26 protein-coding genes and 2 pseudogenes are annotated in these 25772 nt (G+C 62.1%); 15 read left to right on the forward strand and 13 right to left on the reverse strand.

Going from position 1 to position 25772, the window contains the following annotated elements; translation table 11 throughout:
- The first annotated feature begins 114 nt into the window (after positions 1-114).
- Complete coding sequence (locus tag QRN46_RS06885) at positions 115-1074, forward strand: nucleoside-specific channel-forming protein Tsx (RefSeq protein WP_285354431.1); 960 nt, start codon at positions 115-117, stop codon at positions 1072-1074.
- A gap of 14 nt (positions 1075-1088) precedes the next feature.
- The gene (locus QRN46_RS06890; RefSeq protein ID WP_285354432.1) at positions 1089-2111 is read left to right on the forward strand and encodes a purine-nucleoside phosphorylase; all 1023 of its coding nucleotides are present in this window, start codon (positions 1089-1091) and stop codon (positions 2109-2111) included.
- A gap of 66 nt (positions 2112-2177) precedes the next feature.
- Here the strand turns inward: QRN46_RS06890 and QRN46_RS06895 are convergent, their stop codons facing one another.
- From QRN46_RS06895 to QRN46_RS06905, 3 genes are all read right to left on the reverse strand, one after another.
- Positions 2178-3134 (reverse strand): quinone oxidoreductase family protein, encoded by a 957-nt coding sequence (locus QRN46_RS06895; RefSeq protein WP_285354433.1) that lies wholly within the window; start codon positions 3132-3134, stop codon positions 2178-2180.
- A gap of 31 nt (positions 3135-3165) precedes the next feature.
- The gene (locus QRN46_RS06900; protein WP_007958996.1) at positions 3166-3339 is read right to left on the reverse strand and encodes a DUF1427 family protein; all 174 of its coding nucleotides are present in this window, start codon (positions 3337-3339) and stop codon (positions 3166-3168) included.
- Positions 3340-3428: 89 nt separating this feature from the next.
- Positions 3429-4217 (reverse strand): AraC family transcriptional regulator, encoded by a 789-nt coding sequence (locus QRN46_RS06905; RefSeq protein WP_011335094.1) that lies wholly within the window; start codon positions 4215-4217, stop codon positions 3429-3431.
- Between the two features lie 137 nt (positions 4218-4354).
- Between QRN46_RS06905 and QRN46_RS06910 the strand changes: the two genes are divergently transcribed.
- Positions 4355-4582, forward strand: coding sequence for a DUF6555 family protein (locus QRN46_RS06910; RefSeq protein WP_011335095.1), 228 nt, complete (start codon positions 4355-4357; stop codon positions 4580-4582).
- Between the two features lie 37 nt (positions 4583-4619).
- Positions 4620-4892: a hypothetical protein gene (locus QRN46_RS06915; protein ID WP_011335096.1), complete on the forward strand. Its 273-nt coding sequence runs from the start codon at positions 4620-4622 to the stop codon at positions 4890-4892.
- 24 nt (positions 4893-4916) lie between these two features.
- On the opposite strand, the gene QRN46_RS06920 is transcribed toward QRN46_RS06915, so the two are convergent.
- The 3 genes from QRN46_RS06920 to QRN46_RS06930 form a co-directional block, all read right to left on the reverse strand.
- Positions 4917-5084, reverse strand: coding sequence for a metallothionein (locus QRN46_RS06920; RefSeq protein ID WP_011335097.1), 168 nt, complete (start codon positions 5082-5084; stop codon positions 4917-4919).
- 450 nt (positions 5085-5534) lie between these two features.
- Positions 5535-5990, reverse strand: a complete 456-nt coding sequence (locus QRN46_RS06925) for a DMT family transporter (protein WP_011335098.1) — start codon at positions 5988-5990, stop codon at positions 5535-5537.
- Positions 5991-5993: 3 nt separating this feature from the next.
- Positions 5994-6482, reverse strand: coding sequence for a DMT family transporter (locus tag QRN46_RS06930; RefSeq protein ID WP_221614342.1), 489 nt, complete (start codon positions 6480-6482; stop codon positions 5994-5996).
- A gap of 111 nt (positions 6483-6593) precedes the next feature.
- On the opposite strand from QRN46_RS06930, the gene QRN46_RS06935 reads away from it, so the two are divergent.
- Entirely contained in the window at positions 6594-7529 is a 936-nt protein-coding gene (locus QRN46_RS06935; RefSeq protein ID WP_285354434.1) for a LysR family transcriptional regulator, read from the forward strand.
- 200 nt (positions 7530-7729) lie between these two features.
- On the opposite strand, the gene ctpM is transcribed toward QRN46_RS06935, so the two are convergent.
- Positions 7730-9412 carry a methyl-accepting chemotaxis protein CtpM gene (gene ctpM, locus QRN46_RS06940; protein ID WP_064380901.1) on the reverse strand — a complete coding sequence of 561 codons (1683 nt, stop codon included), beginning with the start codon at positions 9410-9412 and terminating at the stop codon, positions 7730-7732.
- A gap of 132 nt (positions 9413-9544) precedes the next feature.
- Positions 9545-10861: a Na+/H+ antiporter family protein gene (locus QRN46_RS06945; RefSeq protein WP_011335102.1), complete on the reverse strand. Its 1317-nt coding sequence runs from the start codon at positions 10859-10861 to the stop codon at positions 9545-9547.
- Positions 10862-12318: 1457 nt separating this feature from the next.
- Between QRN46_RS06945 and QRN46_RS29095 the strand changes: the two are divergent.
- A pseudogene (locus tag QRN46_RS29095) lies at positions 12319-12465 on the forward strand (HAMP domain-containing protein); the annotation flags it as partial.
- Between the two features lie 102 nt (positions 12466-12567).
- Complete coding sequence (locus tag QRN46_RS29100; protein ID WP_443200799.1) at positions 12568-13323, forward strand: methyl-accepting chemotaxis protein; 756 nt, start codon at positions 12568-12570, stop codon at positions 13321-13323.
- A 66-nt stretch (positions 13324-13389) separates the two neighbouring features.
- Here the strand turns inward: QRN46_RS29100 and QRN46_RS06955 are convergent, their stop codons facing one another.
- From QRN46_RS06955 to QRN46_RS06970, 4 genes are read right to left on the reverse strand one after another with little or no spacing between them, the layout of a single operon-like run.
- Positions 13390-14703, reverse strand: coding sequence for a sensor histidine kinase (locus QRN46_RS06955; RefSeq protein ID WP_011335104.1), 1314 nt, complete (start codon positions 14701-14703; stop codon positions 13390-13392).
- Positions 14700-15368, reverse strand: coding sequence for a response regulator transcription factor (locus QRN46_RS06960; protein WP_011335105.1), 669 nt, complete (start codon positions 15366-15368; stop codon positions 14700-14702). Before QRN46_RS06960 ends, QRN46_RS06955 begins: the two co-directional genes overlap by 4 nt.
- 3 nt (positions 15369-15371) lie before the next feature.
- The gene (locus QRN46_RS06965) at positions 15372-15683 is read right to left on the reverse strand and encodes a PepSY domain-containing protein (protein ID WP_011335106.1); all 312 of its coding nucleotides are present in this window, start codon (positions 15681-15683) and stop codon (positions 15372-15374) included.
- Positions 15683-15991, reverse strand: coding sequence for a PepSY domain-containing protein (locus tag QRN46_RS06970; RefSeq protein WP_201819980.1), 309 nt, complete (start codon positions 15989-15991; stop codon positions 15683-15685). Before QRN46_RS06970 ends, QRN46_RS06965 begins: the two co-directional genes overlap by 1 nt.
- Positions 15992-16137: 146 nt before the next feature.
- Between QRN46_RS06970 and QRN46_RS06975 the strand changes: the two genes are divergently transcribed.
- From QRN46_RS06975 to QRN46_RS07000, 6 genes and pseudogenes are all read left to right on the forward strand, one after another.
- Complete coding sequence (locus QRN46_RS06975; RefSeq protein ID WP_221614340.1) at positions 16138-17217, forward strand: patatin-like phospholipase family protein; 1080 nt, start codon at positions 16138-16140, stop codon at positions 17215-17217.
- 86 nt (positions 17218-17303) lie between these two features.
- On the forward strand, positions 17304-17660 hold the full coding sequence (gene queD, locus QRN46_RS06980) for a 6-carboxytetrahydropterin synthase QueD (RefSeq protein WP_007955941.1): 357 nt from the start codon (positions 17304-17306) through the stop codon (positions 17658-17660).
- 167 nt (positions 17661-17827) lie between these two features.
- Positions 17828-18220 (forward strand): annotated as a pseudogene (locus QRN46_RS06985) (alpha/beta fold hydrolase); the annotation flags it as partial.
- 175 nt (positions 18221-18395) lie between these two features.
- Positions 18396-19667 (forward strand): cytosine permease, encoded by a 1272-nt coding sequence (gene codB / locus QRN46_RS06990; RefSeq protein ID WP_074689162.1) that lies wholly within the window; start codon positions 18396-18398, stop codon positions 19665-19667.
- A gap of 13 nt (positions 19668-19680) precedes the next feature.
- The gene (gene codA / locus QRN46_RS06995) at positions 19681-20916 is read left to right on the forward strand and encodes a cytosine deaminase (protein WP_127798933.1); all 1236 of its coding nucleotides are present in this window, start codon (positions 19681-19683) and stop codon (positions 20914-20916) included.
- Between the two features lie 113 nt (positions 20917-21029).
- The gene (locus QRN46_RS07000) at positions 21030-21686 is read left to right on the forward strand and encodes a carboxymuconolactone decarboxylase family protein (protein ID WP_221614339.1); all 657 of its coding nucleotides are present in this window, start codon (positions 21030-21032) and stop codon (positions 21684-21686) included.
- 148 nt (positions 21687-21834) lie between these two features.
- Here the strand turns inward: QRN46_RS07000 and QRN46_RS07005 are convergent, their stop codons facing one another.
- Complete coding sequence (locus QRN46_RS07005) at positions 21835-22827, reverse strand: diaminopimelate epimerase (RefSeq protein ID WP_285354436.1); 993 nt, start codon at positions 22825-22827, stop codon at positions 21835-21837.
- A gap of 136 nt (positions 22828-22963) precedes the next feature.
- Here QRN46_RS07005 and QRN46_RS07010 point away from each other — a divergent pair, with 136 nt between their 5' ends.
- Both QRN46_RS07010 and QRN46_RS07015 read left to right on the forward strand, forming a co-directional pair.
- Complete coding sequence (locus QRN46_RS07010) at positions 22964-24115, forward strand: MFS transporter (protein ID WP_011335113.1); 1152 nt, start codon at positions 22964-22966, stop codon at positions 24113-24115.
- A gap of 111 nt (positions 24116-24226) precedes the next feature.
- Positions 24227-25750 carry a trypsin-like serine peptidase gene (locus QRN46_RS07015; protein ID WP_285354437.1) on the forward strand — a complete coding sequence of 508 codons (1524 nt, stop codon included), beginning with the start codon at positions 24227-24229 and terminating at the stop codon, positions 25748-25750.
- The last annotated feature ends 22 nt before the right edge of the window (positions 25751-25772 follow it).

Consider the following 25772-nt stretch of genomic DNA (forward strand, 5'->3'; position numbering starts at 1 on the left):
TGAGAAACTGGTACGGCTTGTGCAAACGTTTGCTAGTCGCTATTGACTGCGTTTTCGTTACAAAACCGTACAGGGCCCATCATTTCGGGCCTTGATCTGCAAAAAGGACTTTGAATGTACGTTTCTTCCTGCCACCGCCGTCGCGGTGCACGCACCTTTGCTGTTTCCCTGCTACTGGCCGGCGTTACTGGAGTTCTCAGTCACACCGCATTGGCGCAACCTGCCCTGCCCGAGGAATCCGCCCAGGGTGAAGCCCTCAGCCCCGAAGCCAGCCCGCCGAAAAAAGGCGCGTACCTGTCGGACTGGTACAACCAGGATCTGATGCTGATCGGCAGCAAGGACATCAGTTTCGGTCCGCAACCGGCCGACGACATCTACCTCGAATACGAGTACTTCGGGCGCAAGGGTCCGTTCGAGCTGTACGGCTACATCGACATTCCGAAGATCTTCAACATCGGCAACAGCCACGACAAAGGCGTGTGGGACCATGGCTCGCCGGTGTTCATGGAGCACGAACCGCGCATCTCCATCGACTACCTCGCCGGCCGCAGCCTGGCCATCGGGCCGTTCAAGGAATGGTACGTGGCGTTCGACTGGATCTACGATCACGGCAGCCGCAAAGAGAACCGCGCCAACACGCTGTACAGCGGTTTCGGCACCGACATCGACACCCATTCAAGGGTCAATCTGTCGGCCAACCTGTACGGACGCTACCAGTGGGAAAACTACGGGGCCAGCAACGAGTATTCGTGGGACGGCTACCGCGCGCAGCTCAAGTACATCGTGCCGATCGACAAATTCAGCAATGGCGCCTCGCTGACCTACATCGGCTTCACCAACTTCGATTTCGGCTCGGACCTGCACAAGGACAACCCGGCGCGCACTGCCAATGCCACGGTGGCGACCAACGTCTTGCTGTACTCGTTCACACACCTGCGTTTCACCCTGGTCGGCCGATATTTCCACAACGGCGGCAACTGGGAGGATGGCAGCGAGCTGAACTTCGGCGACGGCAACTTCCGGGCGCGCTCAAATGGCTGGGGTTACTACGCCGGCATCGGTTATCAGTTCTGAATCCAGGAGCAATCATGAAAGCAATGACGCGTGTATCACTGGCCGCTGCCGCCCTGTTCTCTTCCAGCGCATGGGCGGCCGAGGCGCCGATTCAGCCGAAAGTGGTGCTGATCACCATGTTCGCCCCGGAGGCACAGCACTGGATCGATCGCCTCGAGCTCACACAGGAAATCCGCGTGCCGGGCCTGTCGGCCGAATACCCGACCATCCGCTGCAACACGCAGCAAGTGTGCCTGCTGACCACCGGCATGGGCCAGACCAACGCCGCCGCCTCGACCCTGGCACTGGCGCTGTCACCGAAATTCGACCTGCGCAAAAGCTACTTCCTGATCGCCGGGATTGCCGGTATCAGCCCGAAACACGGGACCATCGGCACTGCCGCCTGGGCGCATTACCTGGTCGAGTTCGGCACCCAGTGGGAACTGGATTCCCGCGACGCGCCATCGAGTTGGCCGACCGGATACCTGGGCATCAACACCAAGGGCCCGAACGAAAAACCACCGCTGGACTACAAGACCGAAGTCTTCGAACTCAACCCGAAACTGCAGGCCAAGGCCTACGCCCTGAGCCACAAGGTCGAACTGAGCGAGAGCAAGGAATCGGCGGTGTGGCGCCTGAAATACCCGGCAGCGCCGGCCAATCAGCCGCCGGTGGTCACCCGTTGCGACACGCTGGCGGGCAATACCTGGTTCTCCGGCACGCGTCTGAGCGAACGCGCCGAGGTCTGGACCAAACTGCTGACCGACAACCAGGGTGAATACTGCACCACCCAACAGGAAGACAACTCCACCTACGAAGCCTTGCTGCGCGCCAGCCGCGAGGGCCTGGTGGACGTGCAGCGCCTGGCCGTGGTGCGCGCCGGCTCCGACTTCGACCGTCCGGCGCCCGGCGGCAGCGAAGTGAACAACCTGCTCAAGTATGCCGATCAGGGCGGATTTGTGCCGGCACTGGAAAACCTCTACCGCGCGGGCAATCCGTTGGTGCAGGACATCCTGAAGAACTGGTCGGCGTGGGAGAACGGCGTCCCGCAATCCTGAGACCCAAAAAACCGTGGGAGCGAATTCGCTCCCACCGTTTTGTGATGTCATGAAAAACAGAGACTGTCAGGGGACAAGAATCACTTTGTCGCCACTGCCCTGATTCACATCGGCATACCGCGCCAGCCCTTCGGCCAGCGGCGCTTCCACCAACCCTTGCGGCAGTGGCAGCAGGTCTTCGTCGAAGAACCGGCCAAACTGATCCAGCATCGCCGCGCAGGCTTCAACGCCATACAGCAACGAGTTGATGCCGACCACCGAACCGCCCTTGCGATACAGGGCCAGCGCCGGCAGTTGCACATGCCCGTCCACCGGTGCAGCGATGATCGCGATCCGTCCGAAGGTCGCCAATGCCGCGACCGAGGCCGGCAGCCAGAAACCGGTGGTGTCGAAGATCACATCGGCACCGCCGCGATACACCGCATCGACCTGCGCCCCCAGCTCCTCGGGCTTGTCCAGCTGAATCGTCTGATAACCCTGCGCCTGCAGATCCTTGACCTGCTCCGGCCGCCGCGCCGCCGCCAGCAACTGCGCGCCGCGCACTTTGGCCAGCGCCAGCGCCGCCGTCGCCACCGCCCCGCCGCCGATGACCAGCAGACGGGTTTCGGCACTCACCAGGCTGCGCTCCAGCGCATCCCACGCCGTGGTGTAAGGCACCCCGAGGCTGGCGGCCTGAGTGAAACTCAAATGCGAAGGTTTATGCGCCACGCCCTTGGCCGGCAGTTTGACGAACTGCGCGTGGGAGCCATCGGCGAAAAAACCCAGCTCACGCCCGGTGCCCCAGACTTCCTGACCGATCAACGCCTGCGGCCCTTCGACCACCACACCGGCAAAGTCACGACCGGGAATACGCGGCAGCGTGGTGTACGGAAAACGCCCGAGTACGTTCTTCACGTCGCTGGGATTGAGGCCTGCAGCCTTGATCTGCACCAGCACCTCGTCAGCGCCCGGCACCGGCGTCGGCACCTCGACGAAGCGCAGGGACGACAGGTCGCCGGTTTTATCGAATTGCAGTGCTTTCATGGAAATCTCCACCAAAGGAAAAAGACAGGATTCAGGACAGCCAGCCACTGACCAGTTGCCGGCCCATCGGCCACAACTGCTCGCCCGCCAGCATGCCCAGCAGGCCCACCAGCGCGATGGTCGGCGGCGCCGGAGAACGGACATCCAGCGCGCCATACAGCAGGCCGACACCCAGACCGACGCCCAGTGAAATCAGGTAATTCATGGGATCACTCCGCCACACAAAGGGAATGGGCAAAGTCTAGGGAAAGGCGGCGACCGGCATCGGCCAAGGACTTCTGAATTTCTGCCAAATCAACCGGCAAGCGGCCCGCCATCGAATTGCGAAGGGGCGACACCCAGCTCGCGGCGGAACATGTCGCTGAAACTGCTCGGCGAATAACCCAGCTCACGGGCAATCGCGCTGACCGGCACGCCCTGGATCAACTCCGCCACCGCCGTCGCCAGTTGCACCTGACGCCGCCACTCGGCGAAGCCCATGCCCAGCCCCTCCTTGAACAACCGCGCCAGGGTGCGCACGCTGGCCCCGGCGTTTTCGGCGTGCTGCTCAAAGGGAACGTCCAGCGAAGGCGCGGCCATCACCGCCTGACACAGACTCATCAACCGCCGGTCGGCATCATCCGGCAACGGGATCTTCAGCTGTGAACGCCTTGCACGTTTCAGCTCCAGCAGCGCCAGCCCGACCAGCGCCTCGTAATACTCGGCATCACCGCTGTCGCCCTGCGCCACCAGACCGACAATCAACTCGCGCAGCAGCCCGCCGACCTCGATCACCTGCACCGTCTCATCCAGCGTCGCCGCCAGCGCCGGGCGCAGGTAGATATTGCGCATCTGCAAATCCGACACCACCCGAATCCCGTGCGGAACCCCCGGCGGCAACCACACCGCCCGCTGCGGCGGCACCACCAGCGCCTCGTGCGGCGTCTCGACCCACATCACCCCGCTCATCGCATACAGCAACTGCCCCCACACATGCTCGTGCGGCTCGATAAACAACCCACGCGGATAGGTGCGCGCCAGCGGCTGCACGGGCACATCGGTATCAGTCAGATCAGGGGGCGCAGCGAGGGCCATGGCGAACATTCATCGGGGTGGGCGAAAGCGCCATGGTAACCAGTCCGACCGGAACCTCGCCATTGATAGATACCGTCTGACAATCCGAGTGAATTTTCCCGCAGCCCAGCGATCCTTCTATTACCACAGGGAGGAAGATGGGCTTTATGAACAACGCAAAACTGTACGTCATCGATTACACCCTTCACGGCGCGCCAAAGTCGTTCATTATCCGCTCGGACAAAATGGACAACACCGAGGCGTGGCACTGGGCAAGCTGCGACGCCGGGGTCGGCCGCATCCCGCGTTTCGGCCGGGAGAAAGTGCAAAAGACCAGCAAGCCGATGGCCGAAAAATTCGGCGTGGAAAACGTCACATGGCGACCGGCAAGCTAAGCTTGCGCGCGGTGGGGACACTTTCGGGGGAACACACATGACAACCATCAACAGCCCGGCGCACCTGGACTACGGCCTGGACACCCTGTTCGGCCGCATCACCAAAAGCGTTGACTGCCCGGTTGGCCTGGAACCGGTCGAAAACGACCCCTACCGCTTCGCCCTGCGCGTACCGGCCCCCTTGCCGGAAGACCTTGAAAAGGCCAAGACCATCGTCGTCAACGTCGAAGGCCGCCGCCTGCATGGCAACGTCCGCCACACCGAACGCCTGGACGACGACAGCCTGAAACTGGAAGTGGAGCCTGATTAGGCTCCACCTTTTCAATACCCGAGATTACTCGGGATGCGCACACTGACACCCCTTGCCCGAACACTCCTCACCACTCTTGTGATGATGCGCACAGGCCTCACAGCAATAATGCTTACCGTGCGCCACATAAGAATGCTCACCCTCCTTGATCGTGCAACGACATCCCGGACAATCGCATTTTCTATCTGCCATGAAACAGACTCCTCTGGTGGTGGTTGTCTGAGGCCGAAAGAACAGCCGTGCTACCAGTGTAGAACGTGAAAACCACCTAACCTCCCAACCCACACCACCCACCACGATGAGCGTTAGCTCGAGTAAAGCTTTTGATCGCAAGGCCCGTCGGCAGGCTGAGTGGAGGGATTGATCCGGGGGTGGGAGCGCAGCGACCGTGCGGCGCAGCCGCATGCATCGAGAGGAGGTGCAGCGAAGCAAGCCGTAGGCGATGCCCCCGGATCAATCCCGGAGCGAAGGAACCCGAGCCACAGCGAGGGCCGTACGTCAGGGTAAAGCCTTTTGGGTTACCTTTTCGGCGTTTGGAAAAGGTGACTCGCCGTAAGGGCGAAACCGCCAGCCGCAACCCCCGAAGAAACGGATATACACGCAAAACGAACAAAAGCCTGGTCGGCCCAAAGGCCGCCAAGTTCAAACGGCCTGACGCACGCTACTGCGATACATGAACACCAACGCCAGCCCCAAACAAACCATCGCCAAAACCCGACTCGAAGACAACTCAATAGCGGGATTCCCCAACCAGCCAAAATTATCAATCAACATCCCCATTCCCAACTGCCCGACAATCACCGCCACCGTCGCCACAGCCGTCCCCACCCGAGGCACCGCCCCCACCATCACCATCATATAAACAACCCCAAACAGCGCCCCACTCAACTGCCACTTCGGCACATCCAGCAGGCTGACCGCATGGGCCGGTTCGAAAAACAGAATCAGCAGCCCTGTACTCACCGCGCCAACCACGAAAGTCAGGAGGCTACTGCGCAACACACCAACGGTTTCCCCAAGACGCCCATTGATCGCCGCCTGAACACTCAACACCGCACCGGCCAAAACCACCACTGCCAACAAAATAACCAGACTCATCACTCACCCCCGCGCAATCAAAACCAAAGCCGCCACAATCAACCCCAACGCCAGCCACCGCTCAGCATTGACCTTCTTGCGCGTGGCCCCAAACCACCCGAAATGGTCAATCAGCACACTCTTGCCAACCTGCCCCGACAGAATCGCAATCATAGTCATCGCAATCCCGATATGCGGCGTCGCCAGCGTCAACACCACCACATACATCGGCCCCAGAAACCCGCCGATCAACTGCCAGCGCGGCAGATCCGTCAGCTCCGGCCCCTTCTGTGGCCCCGCAAACAGCAACAGCAAAAACAGAATCGCCGAGCCCACCCCGAAAATGCTCAAGGTCGCCCACAAATGCCCGACCTGCTCACCCAACGGCCCCAGCAACCCGGCCTCCACCGACAACCCCATGCCGGCCAGAATCACCAGCGGCAACAGCAACAAACGCAAACCCGGCCGGGCGACCGGGGCCGGCGCGGCACTCACTTCATCAAACGACTGCATCCAAAAAACCTCTGAAGGAAACGATGGCGCGGATTATCGGCTGGCGCAGCTGTGCGATAAATGGGAGCATCCTGACAACACTTTTGCGCAACTCGCACAGCAGGACAAACGATGCACGGGCTCAACGAACTGGGATTCAAGGCGCTAAGGCTGTTTGTGGCGGTGCTCGACCACGGCAGTTTTTCCGAAGTCGCCCGCCGCGAGGGCGTGGCGCCCTCCTCGATTTCCCGGCAGATCCAGTTGATGGAGCAAGCGCTGAATCAGCAATTGCTCTACCGCCACACCCGCGCGGTCACACCGACCGAGGCCGGGCGCATGCTCGGCCACCACGCGCGGCTGGTGCTGGTGCAACTGGAAGAAGCCGAACAGGCGTTGCAGGAACAGCAAAGCGAACCGACCGGTCTGGTGCGGATAAACGCCCCGGTGGTGTTCGGCCAGCGCCACCTGACGCCATGGCTGGGCCGTTTGTGCGAGCGCTATCCGAAGCTGCAACTGGATATCCAGCAGACCGACCACTACATCGATCCGCTGCAGGAAGGCGCCGACCTGCTGTTTCGCATCGGCCCGCTGCACGACTCGAGCATGCAGGCGCGGATCCTCGCGCCGCACCGCTTTCAGGTCGCGGCCAGCCCGGAGTATCTCAAGCGCTATGGCACGCCACAGCATCCCGACGATCTCGCCCGCCACCAGTGTCTGGCCTACAAGGGTGCGACCGGCCAGCAACGCTGGTTCTTCCGTCAGGATCAGGGCGAGTGGACGGCGTATGCAGTCAAGGGCCCGATCACCGGCAACCACGCGGACACGTTGACTCAAGCCGCTGTGCAAGGGCTGGGGCTGGTGATGTTTCCGTCATGGCTGATCGGTGAGGCGGTGCGTGAGGGCACGCTGGTGCCGGTGCTGGGGGAGTATCAGGTGTCGAACAGCGTGGAGCCGCAGCAGATTGCGGTGCTGTGGCCGGGGAGCCGGCGGTTGTCGGTGAAGGTGCGGACGGTGATTGATTTCTTCATTGAGTGTTTTGGGGAGGTTCCTTATTGGGATCGTCCCTGAAGATCAAAAGCCCCCTCACCCTAGCCCTCTCCCGGAGGGAGAGGGAACCGAACGGGGGATATTCGAGAGATACGCCGACATGAGCGATCGGCTGTGAATCCATAATCGACACGATTTTTCAGGTCGATGTATGACGCAAGACACTGCGGTCAGTCCCCTCTCCCTCCGGGAGAGGGTTAGGGTGAGGGGGCCTTTGGGGGTCAGATACGGAACTGGCCGACCAGTTTGCCCAACCGCTGCCCCAACTCCGCCAGACTACGCGAAGTCTGCGCCCCCAACTGGGTCTCATCCGCCACGTTATCCACCGCCACCGCAATCTGATGCACGCTGCGGTTGATCTCTTCGGCCACCGCCGTCTGCTCTTCCGCCGCACTGGCGATCTGCGCGTTCATCGAGTTGATGGTCGCAATCAGATCCGCCATCGCATCCAGCGAAGCCCCCGCCTGATTGGCCTGGGCCGACGTGCCGTCACCCGCCTCGCTGGAACGGCGCATCGCCTCAACCGCAGATTGCGTACCCGCCTGCAAGCGATCGATCATCCCCTGAATTTCCTGAGTGCTGATCTGCGTGCGCGAAGCCAGCGCCCGCACCTCGTCCGCTACCACCGCAAACCCGCGCCCGGCCTCGCCGGCCCGGGCGGCTTCGATGGCGGCGTTGAGTGCCAGCAGGTTGGTCTGTTCGGCGATCGAGCGGATGACCCCGAGCACACCGACAATCGACGACACGTCCTGCTGCAGGCTGTCGAGGGACACGCCGCTGCTGCGGATGTCGTCCACCAGCGCATGAATCTGCTTGATGCTGCCGGCCACCACACGCTTGGCGGTCTGGCCTTCTTCGTCGGTCTGCTGCGCGGCGACGGCGGCGTTCTGTGCGCTCTTGGCGACTTCTTGCGCGGCCGCGGACATTTCGTTGATCGCCGTGGCGACCTGATCGGTTTCGTGGCGCTGACGCTCCATGGCCTGATCGGAGCGCTGGGCCTGATCCGACACCTGCGTCACCAAACCGGTCAGTTGCGACGTCATCTCGGTGATCTGCCGCACCAGGCCGTGGATCTTGTCGACGAAACGGTTGAATGAGCCGGCCAGTTCGCCGAGTTCGTCCTGGCTGGTGATGGTCAGGCGCCGGGTCAGGTCGCCCTCGCCCGCCGCGATGTCATCGAGGTTGGCTTTCATCAGGGTCAGCGGTCGCAGGATGGTGTTGGCCAGCAGCATCCCCGCTGCCGCGATCACCAGCAGCACCACCACCGCCACGCCGACGATGCTCAGCACCACGCCCTGCATGCGTTCCTGCACCTTGGCCTCGACCACCGCCACTTGCGCTTCGATGCCATCGAGGTTGACCGACGTACCGACCGCCATGTCCCACTTCGCCAGGTATTCGGTGTAACCGAGTTTCGGCACCAGCACTTGCGCGTTGCCCGGCAGCGGCGAGCTGTATTGCAGGTAGTGAGTGCCGTCCTTCGCGACTTTCACCAGGTCGCGGTTGACGTAGACGCCGTTCGGGTCGCGGTTGTCCTTGAAGCTTTTGCCCACGCCTTCGGGGTCGTTGGCCTTGAACAGGCGCACGGTCTCGGAGTCGTAGCCGAAGAAGTAGCCGTCCTTGCCGTACTTGATGCTCGACAGCAGCTTGATCACCTGCGCCCGCGCCTCGGCGTCACCGGGGGCGGCGGCGTCGTACAGCGGTTTGATGGTGGTCATGGCCACGGCGACGTAACTGGCCAGCGTGGCTTTGGCGTCACCGAGCAGGCGTTCGCGGGTCTGTTGGACTTCATTGCGCGCCTGTTCCTGGAGGATGAACAGCGTGGTCAGGCTGATCACCAGCGCAAAGAGCAAAACCGGAAGGACGGCAAGGGACAGGACTTTAGCCTTGAGACTCAGGCGCATGGGGGCTCACTCTTTTGGTTTTATTGGCGTGGTTAAAGGCTTTAACGGCACGCGAAACCAAAAGTTGAGCTGCGGCTTGAGATCGCTCCCACGCGGACGGCTCGACGCAGAGCGTGGGAACGATCACGGGTGTTAGAGGACCATCGCAGCCACCCAGCCAAACGCCAGCAGCGGCAGGTTGTAATGCAGGAAAGTCGGGACCACGGTGTCCCAGATGTGATGGTGCTGGCCGTCGATGTTCAGACCGGAGGTCGGGCCAAGGGTCGAGTCGGACGCGGGCGAACCGGCATCGCCCAAGGCCCCGGCCGTGCCGACGATGCAGACAATGGCAATCGGGCTGAAGCCCAGTTGCACGCACAGCGGCACGAAAATCGCCGCCAGAATCGGCACCGTGGAAAACGACGAGCCGATGCCCATGGTCACCAGCAGCCCGACCAGCAGCATCAGCAAGGCACCGATGCCCTTGCTGTGATTGATCCACGACGCCGAAGACTCGACCAAAGTCTGCACCTCGCCGGTGGCCTTCATCACTTCGGCGAATCCGGAAGCGGCGATCATGATGAAGCCGATCATCGCCATCATCTTCATGCCTTCGGTAAACAGGTCATCCGTCTCGCGCCATTTGACGATGCCCGACGCTGAAAAGATCAGGAAACCGGTCAGCGCCCCGATAATCATCGAATCCAGCAGCAACTGAATAATGAAGGCTGCGGCAATGGCGACACCGGCGATCAACAGGCTTCGCGGGTTGTACTGCACCGCCACCTGCTCGACCTGCTCGATTTTGCCCAAGTCGTAGACGCGCTTCTTGCGATAGCTGATAAAAGCGATGCCCAGCCCCACCAGCATGCCCAGCGCCGGAATCCCCATGGCATGGGTGACGTTGATACCGCTGATGTCCACGCCACTGCGGGCAACGTTGGCCAGCAGGATCTCGTTGAGGAAAATGTTGCCGAAGCCCACCGGCAGGAACATGTACGGCGTGATCAGGCCGAAGGTCATGACGCAGGCGATCAGGCGTCGGTCCAGTTGCAGCTTGGTCAATACATAGAGAAGCGGCGGCACCAGCAGCGGAATGAACGCGATGTGAATCGGCAGGATGTTCTGCGACGCGATCGCCACCACCCACAGCAGGCCGATCAGCAGCCATTTGACGCTGCCGCCACCGGTCGCATGCTGGCGGTCGACCATCGCCAGGGCCTTGTCGGCCAGCGCGTGGGCCAGGCCGGACTTGGCAATCGCCACGGCGAAAGCGCCGAGCAACGCGTAGGACAACGCCACCGTCGCCCCGCCACCCAGGCCACTGTTGAAAGCCTTGAGCGTGGCGTCGATGCCCAGACCACCGGTCAGGCCACCGACCAGCGCACCGACGATCAACGCGATCACCACATGCACCCGGGACAGGCTGAGGATCAGCATGACGCCGACCGCAGCAATCACTGCATTCATTTCACTACCTCGAAAACACGACGGTAAAGCCATTCACCGCCAGACAGAATGAGTCCGGCAGACAAGCCACGAAGGTCGCCAGCGGATTTGCATAGAGGGTCTTATTAGAAGGGCGCGCACTGTGCCGCAGCGCGGGCGCAGTGTCAAAGCGACTGGTCGCAACACTGTGTAACTTTCCATGATCAATCCGCTGAACAAGGCATATCCGCCACAACATGCGTCAATTCGCCCTATTGCATTGACGCCATAAAGAAAGCCGAAACGCGGCCGTTACAGTGCAAAGTCTCAGATATTTATCGAATAAGGACGTTTCCATGTCACTCAGACAACTTTCCATCCAATGGAAAATCACCCTGCTCGCCGGGCTCTGCCTGGCCGGTATCGTGACCCTGTTGGTGGGTCTTTCGCTGTATCGCATGGAGCACAGTTCCGAACTGGTGAAAGCTTCGAGCATGGAAATGCTCACCGAGTCGGCCCAGGCTCGCATCGAATCCCAGGGCGAAGTTCAGGCGGCGGGTATTCGCCAACAGTTCATGGACGCCTATCAATATGGCCACGGTTTCTCGCGTCAGGTGCTGTTTCTGCGTGAGCAGGCCGAGAAGCGCTTCCTCGATGCCTTCGACCTGCGCGAGGACATGACCCGTCAGGTGAAATCGGCACTGCAGGCCAACCCGGATCTGCTCGGCCTGTCGCTGGTGTTCGAAGCCAATGCGCTGGACGGCAAGGACGAACTGTTTGCCGGTCAGGCTGAACTGGGCAGCAACGACAAGGGCCGCTTCGCCCTGTACTGGTCGCAGCCGACGCCGGGCAAAGTGACCTCGATGGCGCTGCCGGAAAGCGACATGGCCGACACCAGCACCGGCCCCAGCGGTCAGGCCGCCAACGCCTGGTTCACCTGCCCGCGCACCACGCTCAAGCCATGCGTGATCGAACCCTATTTCTATGTGATCGACGGGCAAAAGGTGCTGATGACCAGCATCGTGTTCCCGCTGATGGTCAACGGCAAAGTCATCGCCTCGCTGTCGGTGGACATCAACCTCAACAGCCTGCAAGCGATCAGCCAGAGCGCCAGCAAAAAGCTCTACGACGGCCAGACCGCCGTGAGCATCATCAGCCCCGCCGGCCTGCTCGCCGGTTACAGCCCGGACGCCAACAAACTCAGCCAGCGCCTGGATGCCGTGGACACCACCAGCGGCGCCGAATTGCTGCGTCTGCTCGCCTCGAGCAACGCCGTCAGCAGCCTGCACAGCAACGCGCAACTGAAAGTGCTGTCGCCGTTCCAGCCGATTCCCGGCGGCCCGTCGTGGGGCGTGCTGCTTGATGTGCCGGAGAAAGTCCTGGTGGAGCGCGCCGAAGCGCTCAAGCAACAACTGGATGCCAGCAATACTTCGGGCACCCTGATCGAACTGAGCCTCGGCGTGCTTGCCGCGCTGATCGGCCTGTTGCTGGTGTGGCTGATGGCCCGCAGCGTGACCAAGCCGATCCTAGGCGTAGCGCACATGCTCGAAGACATCGCCAGCGGCGAAGGCGACCTGACCCGACGTCTGGCCTACGACAAGAAGGACGAACTCGGTCAACTGGCCGGCTGGTTCAACCGCTTCCTCGACAAGCTGCAACCGATCATCGCCGAGGTGAAACGCTCGGTGCAGGATGCGCGCAACACTGCCGATCAGTCTTCGGCGATTGCCACCCAGACCAGTGCCGGCATGGAACAGCAATACCGTCAGGTCGATCAGGTCGCCACCGCGTCCCACGAAATGAGCGCCACCGCCCAGGACGTGGCCCGCAGCGCGGCACAAGCCGCCGAAGCCGCCAAGGACGCCGACCGCGCCACCCGTCAGGGCCTGACCGTGATCGACCGCACCACTGCCAGCATCGACACCCTCGCCGCCGACATGAGCGCGGCGATGGTGCAAGTCGAAGGCCTGGCCGCCAACAGCGAGAAGATCGGCGCCGTGCTGGAAACCATCCGCGCCATCGCCGAACAGACCAACCTGCTGGCCCTCAACGCTGCCATTGAAGCCGCCCGTGCCGGTGAAGCAGGTCGAGGTTTTGCGGTGGTCGCCGACGAAGTCCGCAACCTCGCCCGCCGCACTCAAGAGTCGGTGGAAGAAACCCGCCAGGTGATCGAGCAATTGCAGAATGGCACCCAGGACGTGGTCGGCTCGATGGGCAACAGCCATCGCCAGGCCCAGGGCAGTGTCGAACAGGTGGGTCAAGCGGTTACCGCGCTGCGCCAGATCGGCGATGCGGTGACGGTGATCAGCGACATGAACCTGCAGATCGCCAGCGCTGCCGAAGAGCAAAGCGCGGTGGCCGAAGAGATCAACAACAACGTGGCGACGATTCGTGATGTGACGGAATCGCTGTCGGGGCAGGCGAATGAATCGGCGCGGGTGAGTCAGTCGCTCAATAGTCTGGCGAATCAGCAGCAGAGTCTGATGGATCAGTTTCGGGTCTAGGGTTCATCGCAAAGTCCCTGTGGGAGCCCGCCTGGCTGCTCCCACAGGTTTGTGGAATGACGGAAATCAGCGTTTAGGCAATTCGATCACCACCTTCAAACCGCCCCACTCACTCTCACCCAACACCAGCAACCCACCCCAGGTGTCGACGATGTCGCGCACAATCCCCAGGCCCAAGCCATGCCCGTCGGTCTGCTCGTCCAGTCGCGTACCACGACTGAACACCTGAGCACGCTGCAATTCGGGAATTCCCGGCCCGTCATCTTCAACGCTCAGGGCGAAGCCATCCGTCCGCTCAAGCACGCTCAGTCGCACCTCGGCATCCGCCCACTTGCAGGCGTTGTCCAACAGATTGCCGAGCAGTTCCAGCAAATCTTCACGATCCCACGGCAATTGCAGGCCCGGCGGCGCCACATAACTCAGCTCCAGATGCTCGCCGTGGATCATGTTCAACGTCGACAGCAGCCCCGGCAGTTCTGCGTCGCAATCAAACAGTGCTCCCGGCAACGCATCGCCGGACAGGCGCGCACGATTGAGTTCGCGATTCAGTCGCTGCTGAACCTGCTCCAGTTGTTCCTTGAGAATCTTGCGCAGCTCCGGGTGTGCGTCGAGCCTTTCACTCGACGCCAGACTGAGCAGCACTGCCAACGGGGTTTTCAGCGCATGCCCGAGATTGCCCAGCGCATTGCGCGAGCGCTTGAGGCTGTCTTCGGTGTGCGCCAGCAAGTGGTTGATCTGCGCCACCAGCGGCTCCAGTTCCGCCGGCACTTGTTCATCGAGTTGTGAACGCTGGCCCTGCTGCAACTGGGCGATCTGTTCGCGAGCCTTTTCCAGCGGACGCAACGCGCGGCGCACGGTCAGGCGTTGCAGCAATAGAATCAGCAGCAACCCGGCGAGCCCGAGGCCGAGACCGATCTGCCGCATGCGCTGGAAGCTCTCGCGCACCGGGGTGTAATCCTGAGCCACGCTGATGGAAATCGACTGGCCGAGCCGTCGGTAGTCCGAACGCAGCACCAGCAGTTGCTGACCGTCCGGCCCCAGTTGCAGGTTGCTGTGCAGACCGGAGCGTTCGAGCAACGGCAGATCCTGATCCCACAACGAGCGGGAGCGCCAATGGCTGTCGGCGAAATCGATGCGGAAGTAATGCCCGGAAAACGGTCGCTGATAGGCCGGCGACAAGTGACGCTCATCCAGCTGCAAACCCTGTGGCCCGCGAACCAGCGCCACCAACAGGCTCTCGCTGTCGTTACGCAAGCCGGCTTCGAGATAGCGCTGCAATCCCACCTCGAACAACCACAGACTGGTTTGCGCCAGCAGTACGCCGACGACCACCAGCACGCTGATCAACCCCAGACTCAAGCGGCGCTGGATCGATCTCACGAAGCCTGTCCGCCAAACAGATAACCCTGACCGCGACGGGTTTCGATCACGCTCTTGCCGAGCTTGCGCCGCAAGTGATTGACGTGGACTTCCAGCACGTTGGAATCGCGTTCGGTCTCACCGTCGTAGAGGTGTTCGGCGAGGTGGCTCTTGGAAAGGATCTGCTCCGGGTGCAGCATGAAGTAGCGCAGCAGACGGAATTCGGCGGCGGTCAGCTGAATGTCGGCACCGTCGCGCACGACACACTGGCGGCCCTCATCCAGGTGCAGCCCGGCAGCCTTGAGCGTCGGCTGGTTGGCCTGGCCCTTGGAGCGGCGCAGCAGCGACTGGATGCGCAAGTACAGTTCTTCCGGGTGGAAAGGTTTGGTCAGGTAATCGTCGGCGCCGGCCTTGAGGCCTTCGATACGCTCGGCCCAGGAGTCGCGGGCAGTGAGGATCAGCACCGGAATCGTCAGACCGCCGGCACGCCACTGCGCCAGCACCTCCAGCCCCGGCACGCCGGGCAGACCGAGGTCGAGGACGATCAGGTCGTAGGGCTCGCTGCTGCCCTGATAGACCGCGTCGCGCCCGTCCGCCAGCCAGTCCACCGCGTAGCCCTGACGTTGCAGGCCGGCGAGCAGTTCGTCGGCCAGCGGTACGTGGTCTTCCACCAGAAGCAAGCGCATCGGTCAATCTTCCTTGTCTTTCACGAGTTCGCCGGTGTCGGCCTTCAGATGCAGCTCGCGGGCCACACCTTCGACGGTCAGCAACTCGACTTCATAAATGTAGACGTCGTGTTTTTCTTCCAGCTCGACTTCCAGCAGTTTCGCGCCGGGATAACGGTCCATCGCCTGCTGCAATACCTGCTCCAGCGGCAGGATCACACCCTGCTTGCGCAGATTGAGGGCTTCGTCGGGCCCCAGGTCGCGGGCCATGGCCGTCGAGCAAAACATCACCAGCGCCAATGCTGTACAGCGGGTGGCGCGAACATTCACCTTCATTACGTATCCTGATGATCCTTGAGCACTTGCCCGCTCACCGCGTCCAGTTCCAGATCCCATTCCAGGCCCTGCGGATCACGCAGTTCGATCTGGTAGATGTACTTGCCGTACTGTTCTTCCAGCTCGGTGTCGGTGATCGTCGAGCCCGGGTGTTTGGCCAACGCGGTGGCGTTGAGCTTCTCGAAGGAGACGATAGTACCAGCGTCGCGCAGGCGCAGGGCTTCATCCGGGCCGAGATCGCGGGCGTGAACGGTGCCGGCGGTGAGGCCGATGATCGAGGCAAGGGTCAGGGCAGTCAGGGTTTTCATGGTGTCTCCGTATTTTTATGTGTCGCTACGGGCGGCACCTTAACGGTGCGAACTTAACTGAAACTGAATGGCCATCATTGGGCCTGCTCCTGCAGCCACGGCAACATGTGCTTATAATCTTTCGCTTGCTAACGATCGAGACCTGTATGACCGCCATTCACATCAAGTTCCCTGCCCTCACCCTCAAGGCCGGCCCCAGGGCCATGGCGCGCATTCGTGCCCAAGGCCTGAGCGCCGCCGACGTCGGCACCCTGCCCGGTGCTGCCGGCGGGCCAAAGGCGCTGGGGATTCAGGGCCTGGATCTGGCGCTGTTCGGCGAGTGGTTGCCGACGGCGCCGCGCGAGCGTTCGCTGATCGGTGCGTCGGTAGGCTCCTGGCGCTTCGCCAGCGCTTGTCTGCCGGACGCCGCCGAAGGCATCCGCCGCCTCGGTCATCTGTACAACGAGCAGAACTTCAACAAAGGCGTGACCATCGGCGAGGTCAGCCGCAGCTCGCAGCGCATGCTTGATGACCTGCTCGACGGACGCGATGCCAGCCTTTTGACCAACGCCCATTACCGCTTGAACATCATGGTGGTCAAAAGCCACGGCGGGCTGGCGGACGACCATCGCGGCCGGCTCGGGCTGGCGCTGGGTTCGGTGATCGCCGACAACCTGCGGGGCCGCGCGCGGCTGTCGCGGCACTTCGAACGGCTGATCATCCACGACCCGCGCCTGGCGCCGCCGGTACATGCGCTGCACGACTTCCCGTCGCGCTTCGTCGCCCTCGATGCCGGCAACCTGCGTCAGGCGCTGCTGGCGTCCGGCTCGATCCCGATGGTCATGGAAGGCGTGCGCGACCTGCCGGGCGCCGGTGCCGGCACGTTCCGCGACGGCGGCCTGCTGGACTATCACCTCGACCTGCCCTACAGCGGCGACGGCATCGTGCTCTATCCGCACTTCACCGACCGGGTGATTCCGGGCTGGTTCGACAAGACCCTGCCGTGGCGCAAAGCTTCGGTCGAGCGTTTGCAGGACGTGCTGTTGCTGGCGCCGTCAAAGGAATACCTGGCGCGCCTGCCCTACGGCAAACTCCCCGACCGTAACGACTTCAAGCGCTTCATGGGCGATGCGCCGAGCCGGCAGAAATACTGGCGCGCGGCGATGGACGAGAGCCGACGGCTGGGCGACGAATTCCTCGAACTGACTGCCAATGGTCGCCTCGCCGAGCGCTTGCTGACCCTTTAGTCAGCACAGCCGGGAACAAGCTGATAAACTCGCCGCCTGCCCGAATTCGCTGCGGCGAACGCCATCTGAACAGAGCTGAAATCACTGTGGAAATCTTCAAGGAATTTACGTTCGAATCCGCCCACCGCCTGCCCCACGTACCGGACGGCCACAAGTGCGGACGCCTGCACGGTCACTCGTTCAAAGTGGCGATTCATCTGAGCGGCGACCTCGATCCGCACACCGGCTGGATCCGTGATTTCTCCGAGATCAAGGCGATTTTCAAGCCGCTGTACGAGCGTCTGGACCACAACTACCTCAACGACATTCCGGGCCTCGAGAACCCGACCAGCGAAGTGCTGGCCAAATTCATCTGGAATGAATTGAAGCCCCTGCTGCCGGAACTCAGTGCGATCCGCATCCACGAGACCTGCACCAGCGGTTGCATCTATCGCGGCGAGTAATTCCCGCGACACAAAAAACCACCGAGACCGGTGGTTTTTTTACGCCTATGCTTTTTGGCTCGAACCCGCCAAGAGGACAGGCCCATGACGGACTGGCTGCTGGATCAGGTCTTTGATTTCAACGGGCGACAGATTCGCCACGGGGTGCGCGGCGACGGCCCGCCGCTCATGAAGCGGCGTTCAGCGGCCTGCCCGATTACATCCAGCGCGCCATCGTGCCGACCTACATTCGCGGGGCGATTCACCGGGAAATTCCCGATGACGAACTGGCGCCCTACGTGCAGCCATGGCTGGGCGATCCGGGGCAAGCGGCGTTCTACCGGCAGATCGCGCAGATGGATCAGCGCTACACGCTGGAAGTGCAGCCGCTGTACCCTACGATCCGTTGCCCGGTACAGATTCTCTGGGGCGAGGACGATCAGTGGATTCCCATCGAACGCGGACGCGAGTTGCACAAGATGATTCCGGGATCGCAGTTTCATCCGGTCCCGAATGCCGGGCATCTGGTGCAGGAAGATGCGCCTGAAGCCATAGTCGCCGCGCTGCTGCGGTTCCTCTGATCCAATCCCATGACCCTGTGGGAACAGCTGCTCCCACATGGTTCGGTGCGGCGCCCGATGCACTGCTTTCGCGCCGATCATCCGTGCCTCGTCTATACATAACCCCGTCAATCCGTGACTGGCACGACCGCTGCAACCTCTTCGCGTCCTCCTCTTTCCAGCAAGGAACGCCCCCATGACGCAAAACGATCCCGGCAACGATTACCCCCTCAGTGAAGTGCCGATGCACGCGCGCAAAGGCCTGGCCTCCACGGCGATGGTGCTGCTGGGCTTCACCTTCTTCACCGCGACCATGTTTGCCGGCGGCAAGCTCGGCGTGGCGTTCAACTTCGGCGAAATGCTCGCCGTCATCGTCATCGGCAACCTGCTGCTTGGTGTGTACGCCGCAGGCCTGGGTTACATCGCCTTCAAAAGCGGGCTGAATTCGGTGCTGATGGGGCGCTTCTGTTTTGGCGAAGTCGGCAGCAAGCTCAGCGACCTGATCCTCGGCTTCACCCAGATCGGCTGGTACGCCTGGGGCACCGCGACGGCGGCGGTGGTACTTGGCAAGTATTTCGATCTGAATGAAGCCACGGTGCTGGGGCTGATGGTGCTGTTCGGCCTGGTGTTCTGCGCCACGGCGTATGTCGGTTATCGAGGGCTGGAAATTCTGTCGTACATCGCGGTGCCGGCAATGATGTTGCTGCTGATGCTGTCGATGTGGGTTGCGACCGTGAAAGTCGGCGGCCTCGACGGATTGCTCAGCGTCGTACCCAGCGGTTCGCTGGACTGGTCGACCGCCATCACGCTGGTGTTCGGCACCTTCGTCAGCGGCGCGACCCAGGCCACCAACTGGACGCGTTTTTCCCGTTCGGCGCGGGTCGCGGTGCTGGCCAGCCTGATCGGTTTTTTCATCGGCAACGGCCTGATGGTGCTGATCGGCGCTTATGGCGCAATCGTCTACCAACAGCCCGACGTGGTCGAAGTGCTGCTGTTGCAAGGTTTCGCCATGGCGGCGATGGCGATGCTGTTGCTGAACATCTGGAGCACCCAGGACAACACCATCTACAACTTCGCCGTCGCCGGCTGCAACCTGCTGCGCACCGGTCGCCGCAAGACCGTGACCCTGGCCGGCGCCGTGATCGGCACGGCGCTCGCGTTGCTGGGCATGTACGACATGCTGGTGCCTTATCTGATCCTGCTCGGCACGGTGATCCCGCCGATTGGCGGGGTGATCATGGCGGACTTTTTCTTCCGCTGGCGCGGACGCTATCCGCGTCTGGCCGACGCACGGTTACCGGCGTTCAACTGGCCGGGGCTCGCGGCCTACGCGGCCGGAACCGTCGCCGCGTTCGGCTCGCCGTGGGTCGCGCCGCTGGTCGGCATCGCCGTTGCCGCGTTAACGTATATCGCAGTGACCGGCCTGCTCGGCGCCCGCAACGCGGCCGCCCCTCTACAAGATCTATAAAAGGATTCGCCCGATGCACATCATCAACGCCCGACTGCGCAACCAGGAAGGTCTGCACGAATTGCACCTTGAAGACGGCCTGATCCGCAGCATCGCGCGCCAGACCGAAGCGCCGACCCTGGGCCCCGACGACCTTGATGCCGGCGGCAATCTGGTGGTGCCGCCCTTCGTCGAGCCTCACATTCACCTCGACGCCACCCTGACCGCCGGCGAGCCGCGCTGGAACATGAGTGGCACGCTGTTCGAAGGCATCGAATGCTGGGGCGAGCGCAAGGTCACCATCACCCAGGAAGACACCAAGACCCGGGCCAAGAAAACCATTCAGACCCTCGCCGCCCATGGCATCCAGCACGTGCGCACCCACGTCGACGTCACCGATCCGCAACTCACCGCACTCAAAGCGATGCTTGAAGTACGCGAGGAAAGCCGTCACCTGATCGACCTGCAGATCGTCGCGTTCCCCCAGGAAGGCATCGAGTCGTTCCGCAACGGGCGCGAGCTGATGGAAGAAGCGATCCGCATGGGCGCCGACGTGGTCGGCGGGATTCCGCATTTCGAATACACCCGCGATCAGGGCGTCAGCTCGGTGAAGTTCCTGATGGACCTGGCCGAGCGCACCGGCTGCCTGGTGGACGTGCACTGCGACGAAACCGACGACCCGCATTCGCGCTTCCTCGAAGTGCTGGCCGAAGAGGCACGCAGCCGCGACATGGGCGCCCTCGTGACCGCCAGCCACACCACCGCGATGGGCTCTTACGACAACGCCTACTGCGCCAAACTGTTCCGCCTGCTCGGGCATTCGGGGATCAGTTTTGTCTCCTGCCCGACCGAAAGCATTCACCTGCAAGGTCGCTTCGACAACTTCCCGAAACGCCGCGGCGTGACCCGCGTCAACGAGTTGCTCGAAGCCGGCATGAACGTGTGCTTCGGTCAGGACTCGATCGTCGATCCGTGGTATCCGCTGGGCAACGGCAACATCCTGCGAGTACTCGAAGCCGGCCTGCACATCTGCCACATGCTCGGCTACCGCAACCTGCAAAGCGCGCTGGATCTGGTCACCGACAACAGCGCCAAAGCCATGCATCTTGGCGAACGCTACGGTCTGGAACAGGGCCGCCCGGCGAACCTGCTGATCCTGTCGGCGGACAGCGATTACGAAGTGATCCGCAGCCAAGGCCTGCCGCTGTACTCGATCCGTAATGGCAAGGTGTTGATGAAGCGGCAGATGCCGGTGGTGGAATTCGTCTAAGGTGTAGAAGTCGGCGTCGCAACGTCGCCGACTGCTTCCGATGGACGCCTGTCATGCCGTAGTTCGCGCGCTGTTGCTCCGCTGCCATCCTCATTGATCCGTGAGGACGCGACATGAATCAAAAGACCACTTCCGATCCCATGGCCACGCTTTACCAGGAAGGCCGCCACACGTTTGTCGAACTCGTACCCGATGGCGGGGCCAGGCTCGACGCCTTGTTCCATACCGTTCCCGCATTGGGCCAACTGGCCGTCGGCGTGGTGTACGGACATTTACACTCGCGGCCTGGTCTTGATCCGCGATTGCGCGAAGCGGTGTCCCTTGCCGCCATTGTCGCCTCGGGCATGGTCGGACCTCCGCTGAGCGTGCACCTCAAAACCGGCCTGGCATCGGGCCTCGCACCGGGTGAATTGACTGAAATACTGCTGCAGGCTTCGGCCTTCGCCGGTTTCCCCCGAGCGGTCAGTGCGGCGGAGCAACTCAATCATCTGTTTGCAGAAGCGGGCCTTGAATCACCACCGCCCCCCACCCCGAGAGAAGTCACTTCGAGATTTTGCGCAGACGTTCGCGCGGGCCATCCACCGATTCCGCTGAGTGCCGCAGTGAAACGCCAGTTACGTCAGGCGGACCGTTTGGCGCTGCAAGCCTGCACAGCGCAGGCTGTAATCGTCGAGTGTTTTCAAAGCCCCGAGACGCAACCCAGAGCCCTGCTGTATGCGACGGTGGTCGATGACACTGTTGTCGCCGTAAAACTGTTCAAGGCCCAATGAGCGGTTTCATGGTTATGGAACGGGTCGGTTTTATCGCAAAACGATAGCGTCGACCTGTCAGATCTGACAGGCGACAAGCGCTGCGCGCAGGCCCACAGTAAGCCCCAAGGGATCCATCGTTCCCGGGGGGACGATCATGAAAGGGACTTCACCTTTTTGTCCGATGCGCGGTGCCGAACAGACGCACGCCGAGCAGCTCGCCATCGCGCTCTTCCAGTAAAATCGGCGCCGTACCGCCCGGCATCAGCACTTGCACCTCTCCCGCCGACACCCAACCCACTCGCCACGCAGCGCTGGCCACCGCGCTGGCGCTGGTGCCCGAAGACGCCGTCGGCCCCTCGCCCCGTTCGAACACCCGCGCCACAATGCGCTGATCCCCGGCGCGCGTCGCCCATTGCAGGTTGACCCCGGCCGGGCACGGCTGGCCGGCGCCGGTGGGCATGGCGTAGGCGATGGCCGTCAGATTGTCCGTCAGCGGCGGTTCAAGCATCTGCGCGTTGCTCGGCAATGCGGCTTCATCCCGCACCAGCGTCACGCAATGTGGATTACCGATCCGCACGAACTGGCTGTGCGCCCAGGCGGGATCGAGTTGCGCCAACGGCCGAACACGGTTGACCTCCACACCGTTGAACGGCACCGGTTCAACCCCGAGCGCACCGACGGCTACCGGGCCGAAACCGGGCTGGCCGAGGTCCAGCCAAAAGCCGTGCACGCCCGCTACTTGCGCCGGTTTCACCGAGGTTGGCACTGGCGATTGCGAGTCCTGTTTGTCGTGATGCACCCGCAGCGTCGCCCCTTCCTCCGGCATCAACCCTTGTTCAAGCAGCGCCCGGGAGAAAATCGTCAGGCCGTTGCCGCTGCGCTCGGCCAGCGTGCCGTCGGTGTTGACGATCAGCAGGTCGAAGGGGGGCGCGGATTGAAACGGGCCGATCAACAGGCCATCGCTGCGATGGGATTTGCTGCCGACGGGACGTTGACCGTCGGGCCAATCGCAACACTGCGCGATGGCTGCGGTACTCCACGTCTGGCGCGACGACGCGCACTGCGCCGCGCTGGTCGGTAAATCGATACCGGCATCGCGTAGCACTCGCGGCGAAACGACCCCGTAGATATTGCCCCGTGCATCGTAGAACTGCGTCATGAACCCGCCCTTGTTTTTCCCGTCGACAGGGACGCCACTGTAAATCGCAACGCCCTGCCGACGCGAGCGGGCTCGCTCCATCGAAAGAGCTGTGCAAGGATGTCCGCTGCTGAAACGTTTTTTGCCAAGGATCGTTATGACCAGCCTCACCCCTCAAGACACGTTCGTTCCCGGACGCCTCGAACAGATGTCCACGCGCATCGCCTTCTTCATCGCCGGGCTCGGCATCGCCGCGTGGGCGCCGCTGGTGCCGTACGCCAAGGCGCGCGCCGGGCTCGATGAAGGGACGCTGGGGTTGCTGTTGCTGTGCCTGGGCGTCGGTTCGATTCTGGCAATGCCGCTGGCGGGGATTCTGGCCACCCGGTTCGGCTGTCGGAAGGTGGCCACCGGCGGCACGCTGCTGATCTGCGCGGCGTTGCCGTTGCTGGCGACGGTGTCGTCGATTCCGGCGTTGATTGCCACGTTGTTCATGTTCGGCGCCGGGCTCGGTACGGTGGATTCGACGGTGAACCTGCAAGCGGTGATCGTCGAGCGGGCCAGCGGCAAGAACATGATGTCGGGGTTCCACGGCCTGTTCAGCCTCGGCGGGATCGTCGGTGCAGCGGGCGTGAGCGCCCTGCTCGGTCTCGGGCTGTCGCCATTGGCGGCGATGCTGGTGGTGGTCGTGGTGTTGATCGCGGCGCTGTTCAAGGCGGTGCCGCACATGTTGCCTTACGGCAGTGAAAGCTCGGGGCCGGCGTTCGCGGTGCCCCACGGGATCGTGCTGTTCATCGGCGGCATGTGCTTCATCGTGTTCCTCACCGAAGGCGCGGCGCTGGACTGGAGCGCGGTGTTTCTGGCGCAGGAACGCGGGATCGATACGGCGTATGCAGGGCTGGGTTATGCCGCGTTCGCGCTGACGATGACTGCGGGCCGCTTGACCGGTGACCGGATCGTTCGCGCATTGGGCGCAACCCGGATCATTCTGTTCGGTGGCCTGCTGGCGGCGGCGGGTTTGTTTCTGGCGACATTCGCCCCGAGCTGGGAAGCCGCACTGGTCGGTTATGCACTGGTCGGTGCCGGGTGTTCGAACATCGTGCCGGTGCTGTACACGGCGGTGGGCAAGCAGACGGTGATGCCGGAAAGCATCGCCGTGCCGGCAATCACTACGCTGGGTTATGCGGGGATTCTGGCGGGGCCGGCGGTGATCGGGTTTGTCGCCCATGCCAGCAGTCTGAGTTTCGCCTTCGGGTTGATGGCGACGTTGCTGGTGGCGGTGGCGATTGGCGGCAAAGCGCTCAAGGTCTGAGCCGACAAACATCAAGCGGCCGATGTTGGCTGAACTGACTGTCAGATCTGACAGTAGACACCGGTAGCCTGGGATTCCAGCATGAGAGGAACCCTTACTGGTGTTGAAACCATGAAACCTCCTATCGCGCATCAGTCCATTGCCTTGACGTTCCTCATCGCCCTGAGCGGTTGCACCACGCTCGACGGTGCGGCCACTCAGGATTGGGGAGAAGGCGCAGTCAACCTCTCCCCTGCCGAAATTCTGAACAACGCAGCCGGGCGCTACGATCACTGGCAAGCCATTGCTCGCGTCAAGGTTGAAGGCAGTTCTGTCTGCTCGGGCAGCCTGATCGATACCCGAGGCTCAAACGATGACCGCAGTGGCCCGGCCTACGTCCTGACGTCAGGACATTGCGCAAAAGGTGACGCTAACCGGTACGTCGAAAACGCCCCGGCGTCCGGTCTCGTTACCTTCAACTTTTTCCAGGACACCCAGTCCCAACAAAAGCGCTACCCGATCGTTGGAATCGAGTGGAGCACCCTGCGAGGTCTCGACATTGCAATTCTCAGGCTCGATCGCACACTCAACCAATTGATGACCGATGGCATCACGCCGCTCAAAGTGGCGTCGCAACCGCTGACTGTCGACAGTGATGTGCTGGTGGTTGGCGCACCGATGGATGGCCATGTGCAACGCGCCGCCTGCCCTCAGGAGCACCGCGCGGATGTTTTCGAAGCGGGTTGGGCATGGCCCGGACAATTCAGCAACCGTTGCCGGGAGGTACGGCCCGGCATTTCGGGTTCACCTGTCTTGAATCGGTACAGCAATGAAATCGTGGCGATCGTCGGCACCACAACGCAAGGCAGCGGGCTCTCACGTTGCACTCGCAACGCCCCGTGCGAAGTCAACAAAGGGGAATCGATAAAAATACCGGAGACCAACTACGCCACCGGAGCAGCGCAGCTGAACCAGTGTTTTACAGCCACTCATTTCAACCCGAAAAACCCGGAGTGCCCATTGGGCCGCGCGACAAATTTCGATCCCATATTTGGTGACGTCTATATGAGGTTGGTCCGTGGCGCGAATGGGGAATTCATCCCTTTGCAATGGAAGCAATCGTTCACCAGCGATCAACCGTTCTATCGGGTAAGGCTTGTAAAGACATTGGCCGACTGTGCGTCGGACGTCGGTTACGATCCGGTACAACCGAGCCATGGAGACGATTCAGACAGTTCGACTCAGACGCTGCGCGATGGACCGGGTCTGTATTTCCTGTGTGTGGTCGGGCAACAACATAATGCAGGGCCCGGGGAAAGATGGGCCGGCCGCAATGCAAGAATCTATTACCGCTGGGCTCTGGCAGAACCCGTCAAAACGCCGCCTGCCTACAGCGCATTTGAAAGTGCAAAGGATGAGTTCACCGTACAACCGCTCGGGATAACGCCGGATCTGGACGTCAGTCGCTACCAATACAAAAGTGGTGAACCAGAAATGGTCGACTGCCAAAGCAGTGAGGGTTACAAGTCGGTCAGGCCGCCGCTGCTGGACTTTAAGGTTTCGGTGGGGGACGGCCCGAAAAAAGTCTGCCTCAAGACCACAGACATGGCAGGCAATCCCTCTCCAATTAGTGATTTTGCGTTGCCCAGTCAGTGATGACCGGCAACTGGCTCGTTCA

This window comes from Pseudomonas sp. lyk4-R2A-10 (assembly GCF_030209075.1).
GTDB lineage: Bacteria > Pseudomonadota > Gammaproteobacteria > Pseudomonadales > Pseudomonadaceae > Aquipseudomonas > Aquipseudomonas glycinae.

Coding starts and splice junctions, on each gene's coding strand:
- QRN46_RS06885 (WP_285354431.1), top strand. CDS start 115: ATGTACGTTTCTTCCTGCCACCGCCGTCGCGGTGCACGCACCTTTGCT.
- QRN46_RS06890 (WP_285354432.1), top strand. CDS start 1,089: ATGAAAGCAATGACGCGTGTATCACTGGCCGCTGCCGCCCTGTTCTCT.
- QRN46_RS06895 (WP_285354433.1), bottom strand. CDS start 3,134: ATGAAAGCACTGCAATTCGATAAAACCGGCGACCTGTCGTCCCTGCGC.
- QRN46_RS06900 (WP_007958996.1), bottom strand. CDS start 3,339: ATGAATTACCTGATTTCACTGGGCGTCGGTCTGGGTGTCGGCCTGCTG.
- QRN46_RS06905 (WP_011335094.1), bottom strand. CDS start 4,217: ATGTTCGCCATGGCCCTCGCTGCGCCCCCTGATCTGACTGATACCGAT.
- QRN46_RS06910 (WP_011335095.1), top strand. CDS start 4,355: ATGAACAACGCAAAACTGTACGTCATCGATTACACCCTTCACGGCGCG.
- QRN46_RS06915 (WP_011335096.1), top strand. CDS start 4,620: ATGACAACCATCAACAGCCCGGCGCACCTGGACTACGGCCTGGACACC.
- QRN46_RS06920 (WP_011335097.1), bottom strand. CDS start 5,084: ATGGCAGATAGAAAATGCGATTGTCCGGGATGTCGTTGCACGATCAAG.
- QRN46_RS06925 (WP_011335098.1), bottom strand. CDS start 5,990: ATGAGTCTGGTTATTTTGTTGGCAGTGGTGGTTTTGGCCGGTGCGGTG.
- QRN46_RS06930 (WP_221614342.1), bottom strand. CDS start 6,482: ATGCAGTCGTTTGATGAAGTGAGTGCCGCGCCGGCCCCGGTCGCCCGG.
- QRN46_RS06935 (WP_285354434.1), top strand. CDS start 6,594: ATGCACGGGCTCAACGAACTGGGATTCAAGGCGCTAAGGCTGTTTGTG.
- ctpM (WP_064380901.1), bottom strand. CDS start 9,412: ATGCGCCTGAGTCTCAAGGCTAAAGTCCTGTCCCTTGCCGTCCTTCCG.
- QRN46_RS06945 (WP_011335102.1), bottom strand. CDS start 10,861: ATGAATGCAGTGATTGCTGCGGTCGGCGTCATGCTGATCCTCAGCCTG.
- QRN46_RS29100 (WP_443200799.1), top strand. CDS start 12,568: ATGGAACAGCAATACCGTCAGGTCGATCAGGTCGCCACCGCGTCCCAC.
- QRN46_RS06960 (WP_011335105.1), bottom strand. CDS start 15,368: ATGCGCTTGCTTCTGGTGGAAGACCACGTACCGCTGGCCGACGAACTG.
- QRN46_RS06965 (WP_011335106.1), bottom strand. CDS start 15,683: ATGAAGGTGAATGTTCGCGCCACCCGCTGTACAGCATTGGCGCTGGTG.
- QRN46_RS06970 (WP_201819980.1), bottom strand. CDS start 15,991: ATGAAAACCCTGACTGCCCTGACCCTTGCCTCGATCATCGGCCTCACC.
- QRN46_RS06975 (WP_221614340.1), top strand. CDS start 16,138: ATGACCGCCATTCACATCAAGTTCCCTGCCCTCACCCTCAAGGCCGGC.
- codB (WP_074689162.1), top strand. CDS start 18,396: ATGACGCAAAACGATCCCGGCAACGATTACCCCCTCAGTGAAGTGCCG.
- codA (WP_127798933.1), top strand. CDS start 19,681: ATGCACATCATCAACGCCCGACTGCGCAACCAGGAAGGTCTGCACGAA.
- QRN46_RS07000 (WP_221614339.1), top strand. CDS start 21,030: ATGAATCAAAAGACCACTTCCGATCCCATGGCCACGCTTTACCAGGAA.
- QRN46_RS07005 (WP_285354436.1), bottom strand. CDS start 22,827: ATGACGCAGTTCTACGATGCACGGGGCAATATCTACGGGGTCGTTTCG.
- QRN46_RS07010 (WP_011335113.1), top strand. CDS start 22,964: ATGACCAGCCTCACCCCTCAAGACACGTTCGTTCCCGGACGCCTCGAA.
- QRN46_RS07015 (WP_285354437.1), top strand. CDS start 24,227: ATGAAACCTCCTATCGCGCATCAGTCCATTGCCTTGACGTTCCTCATC.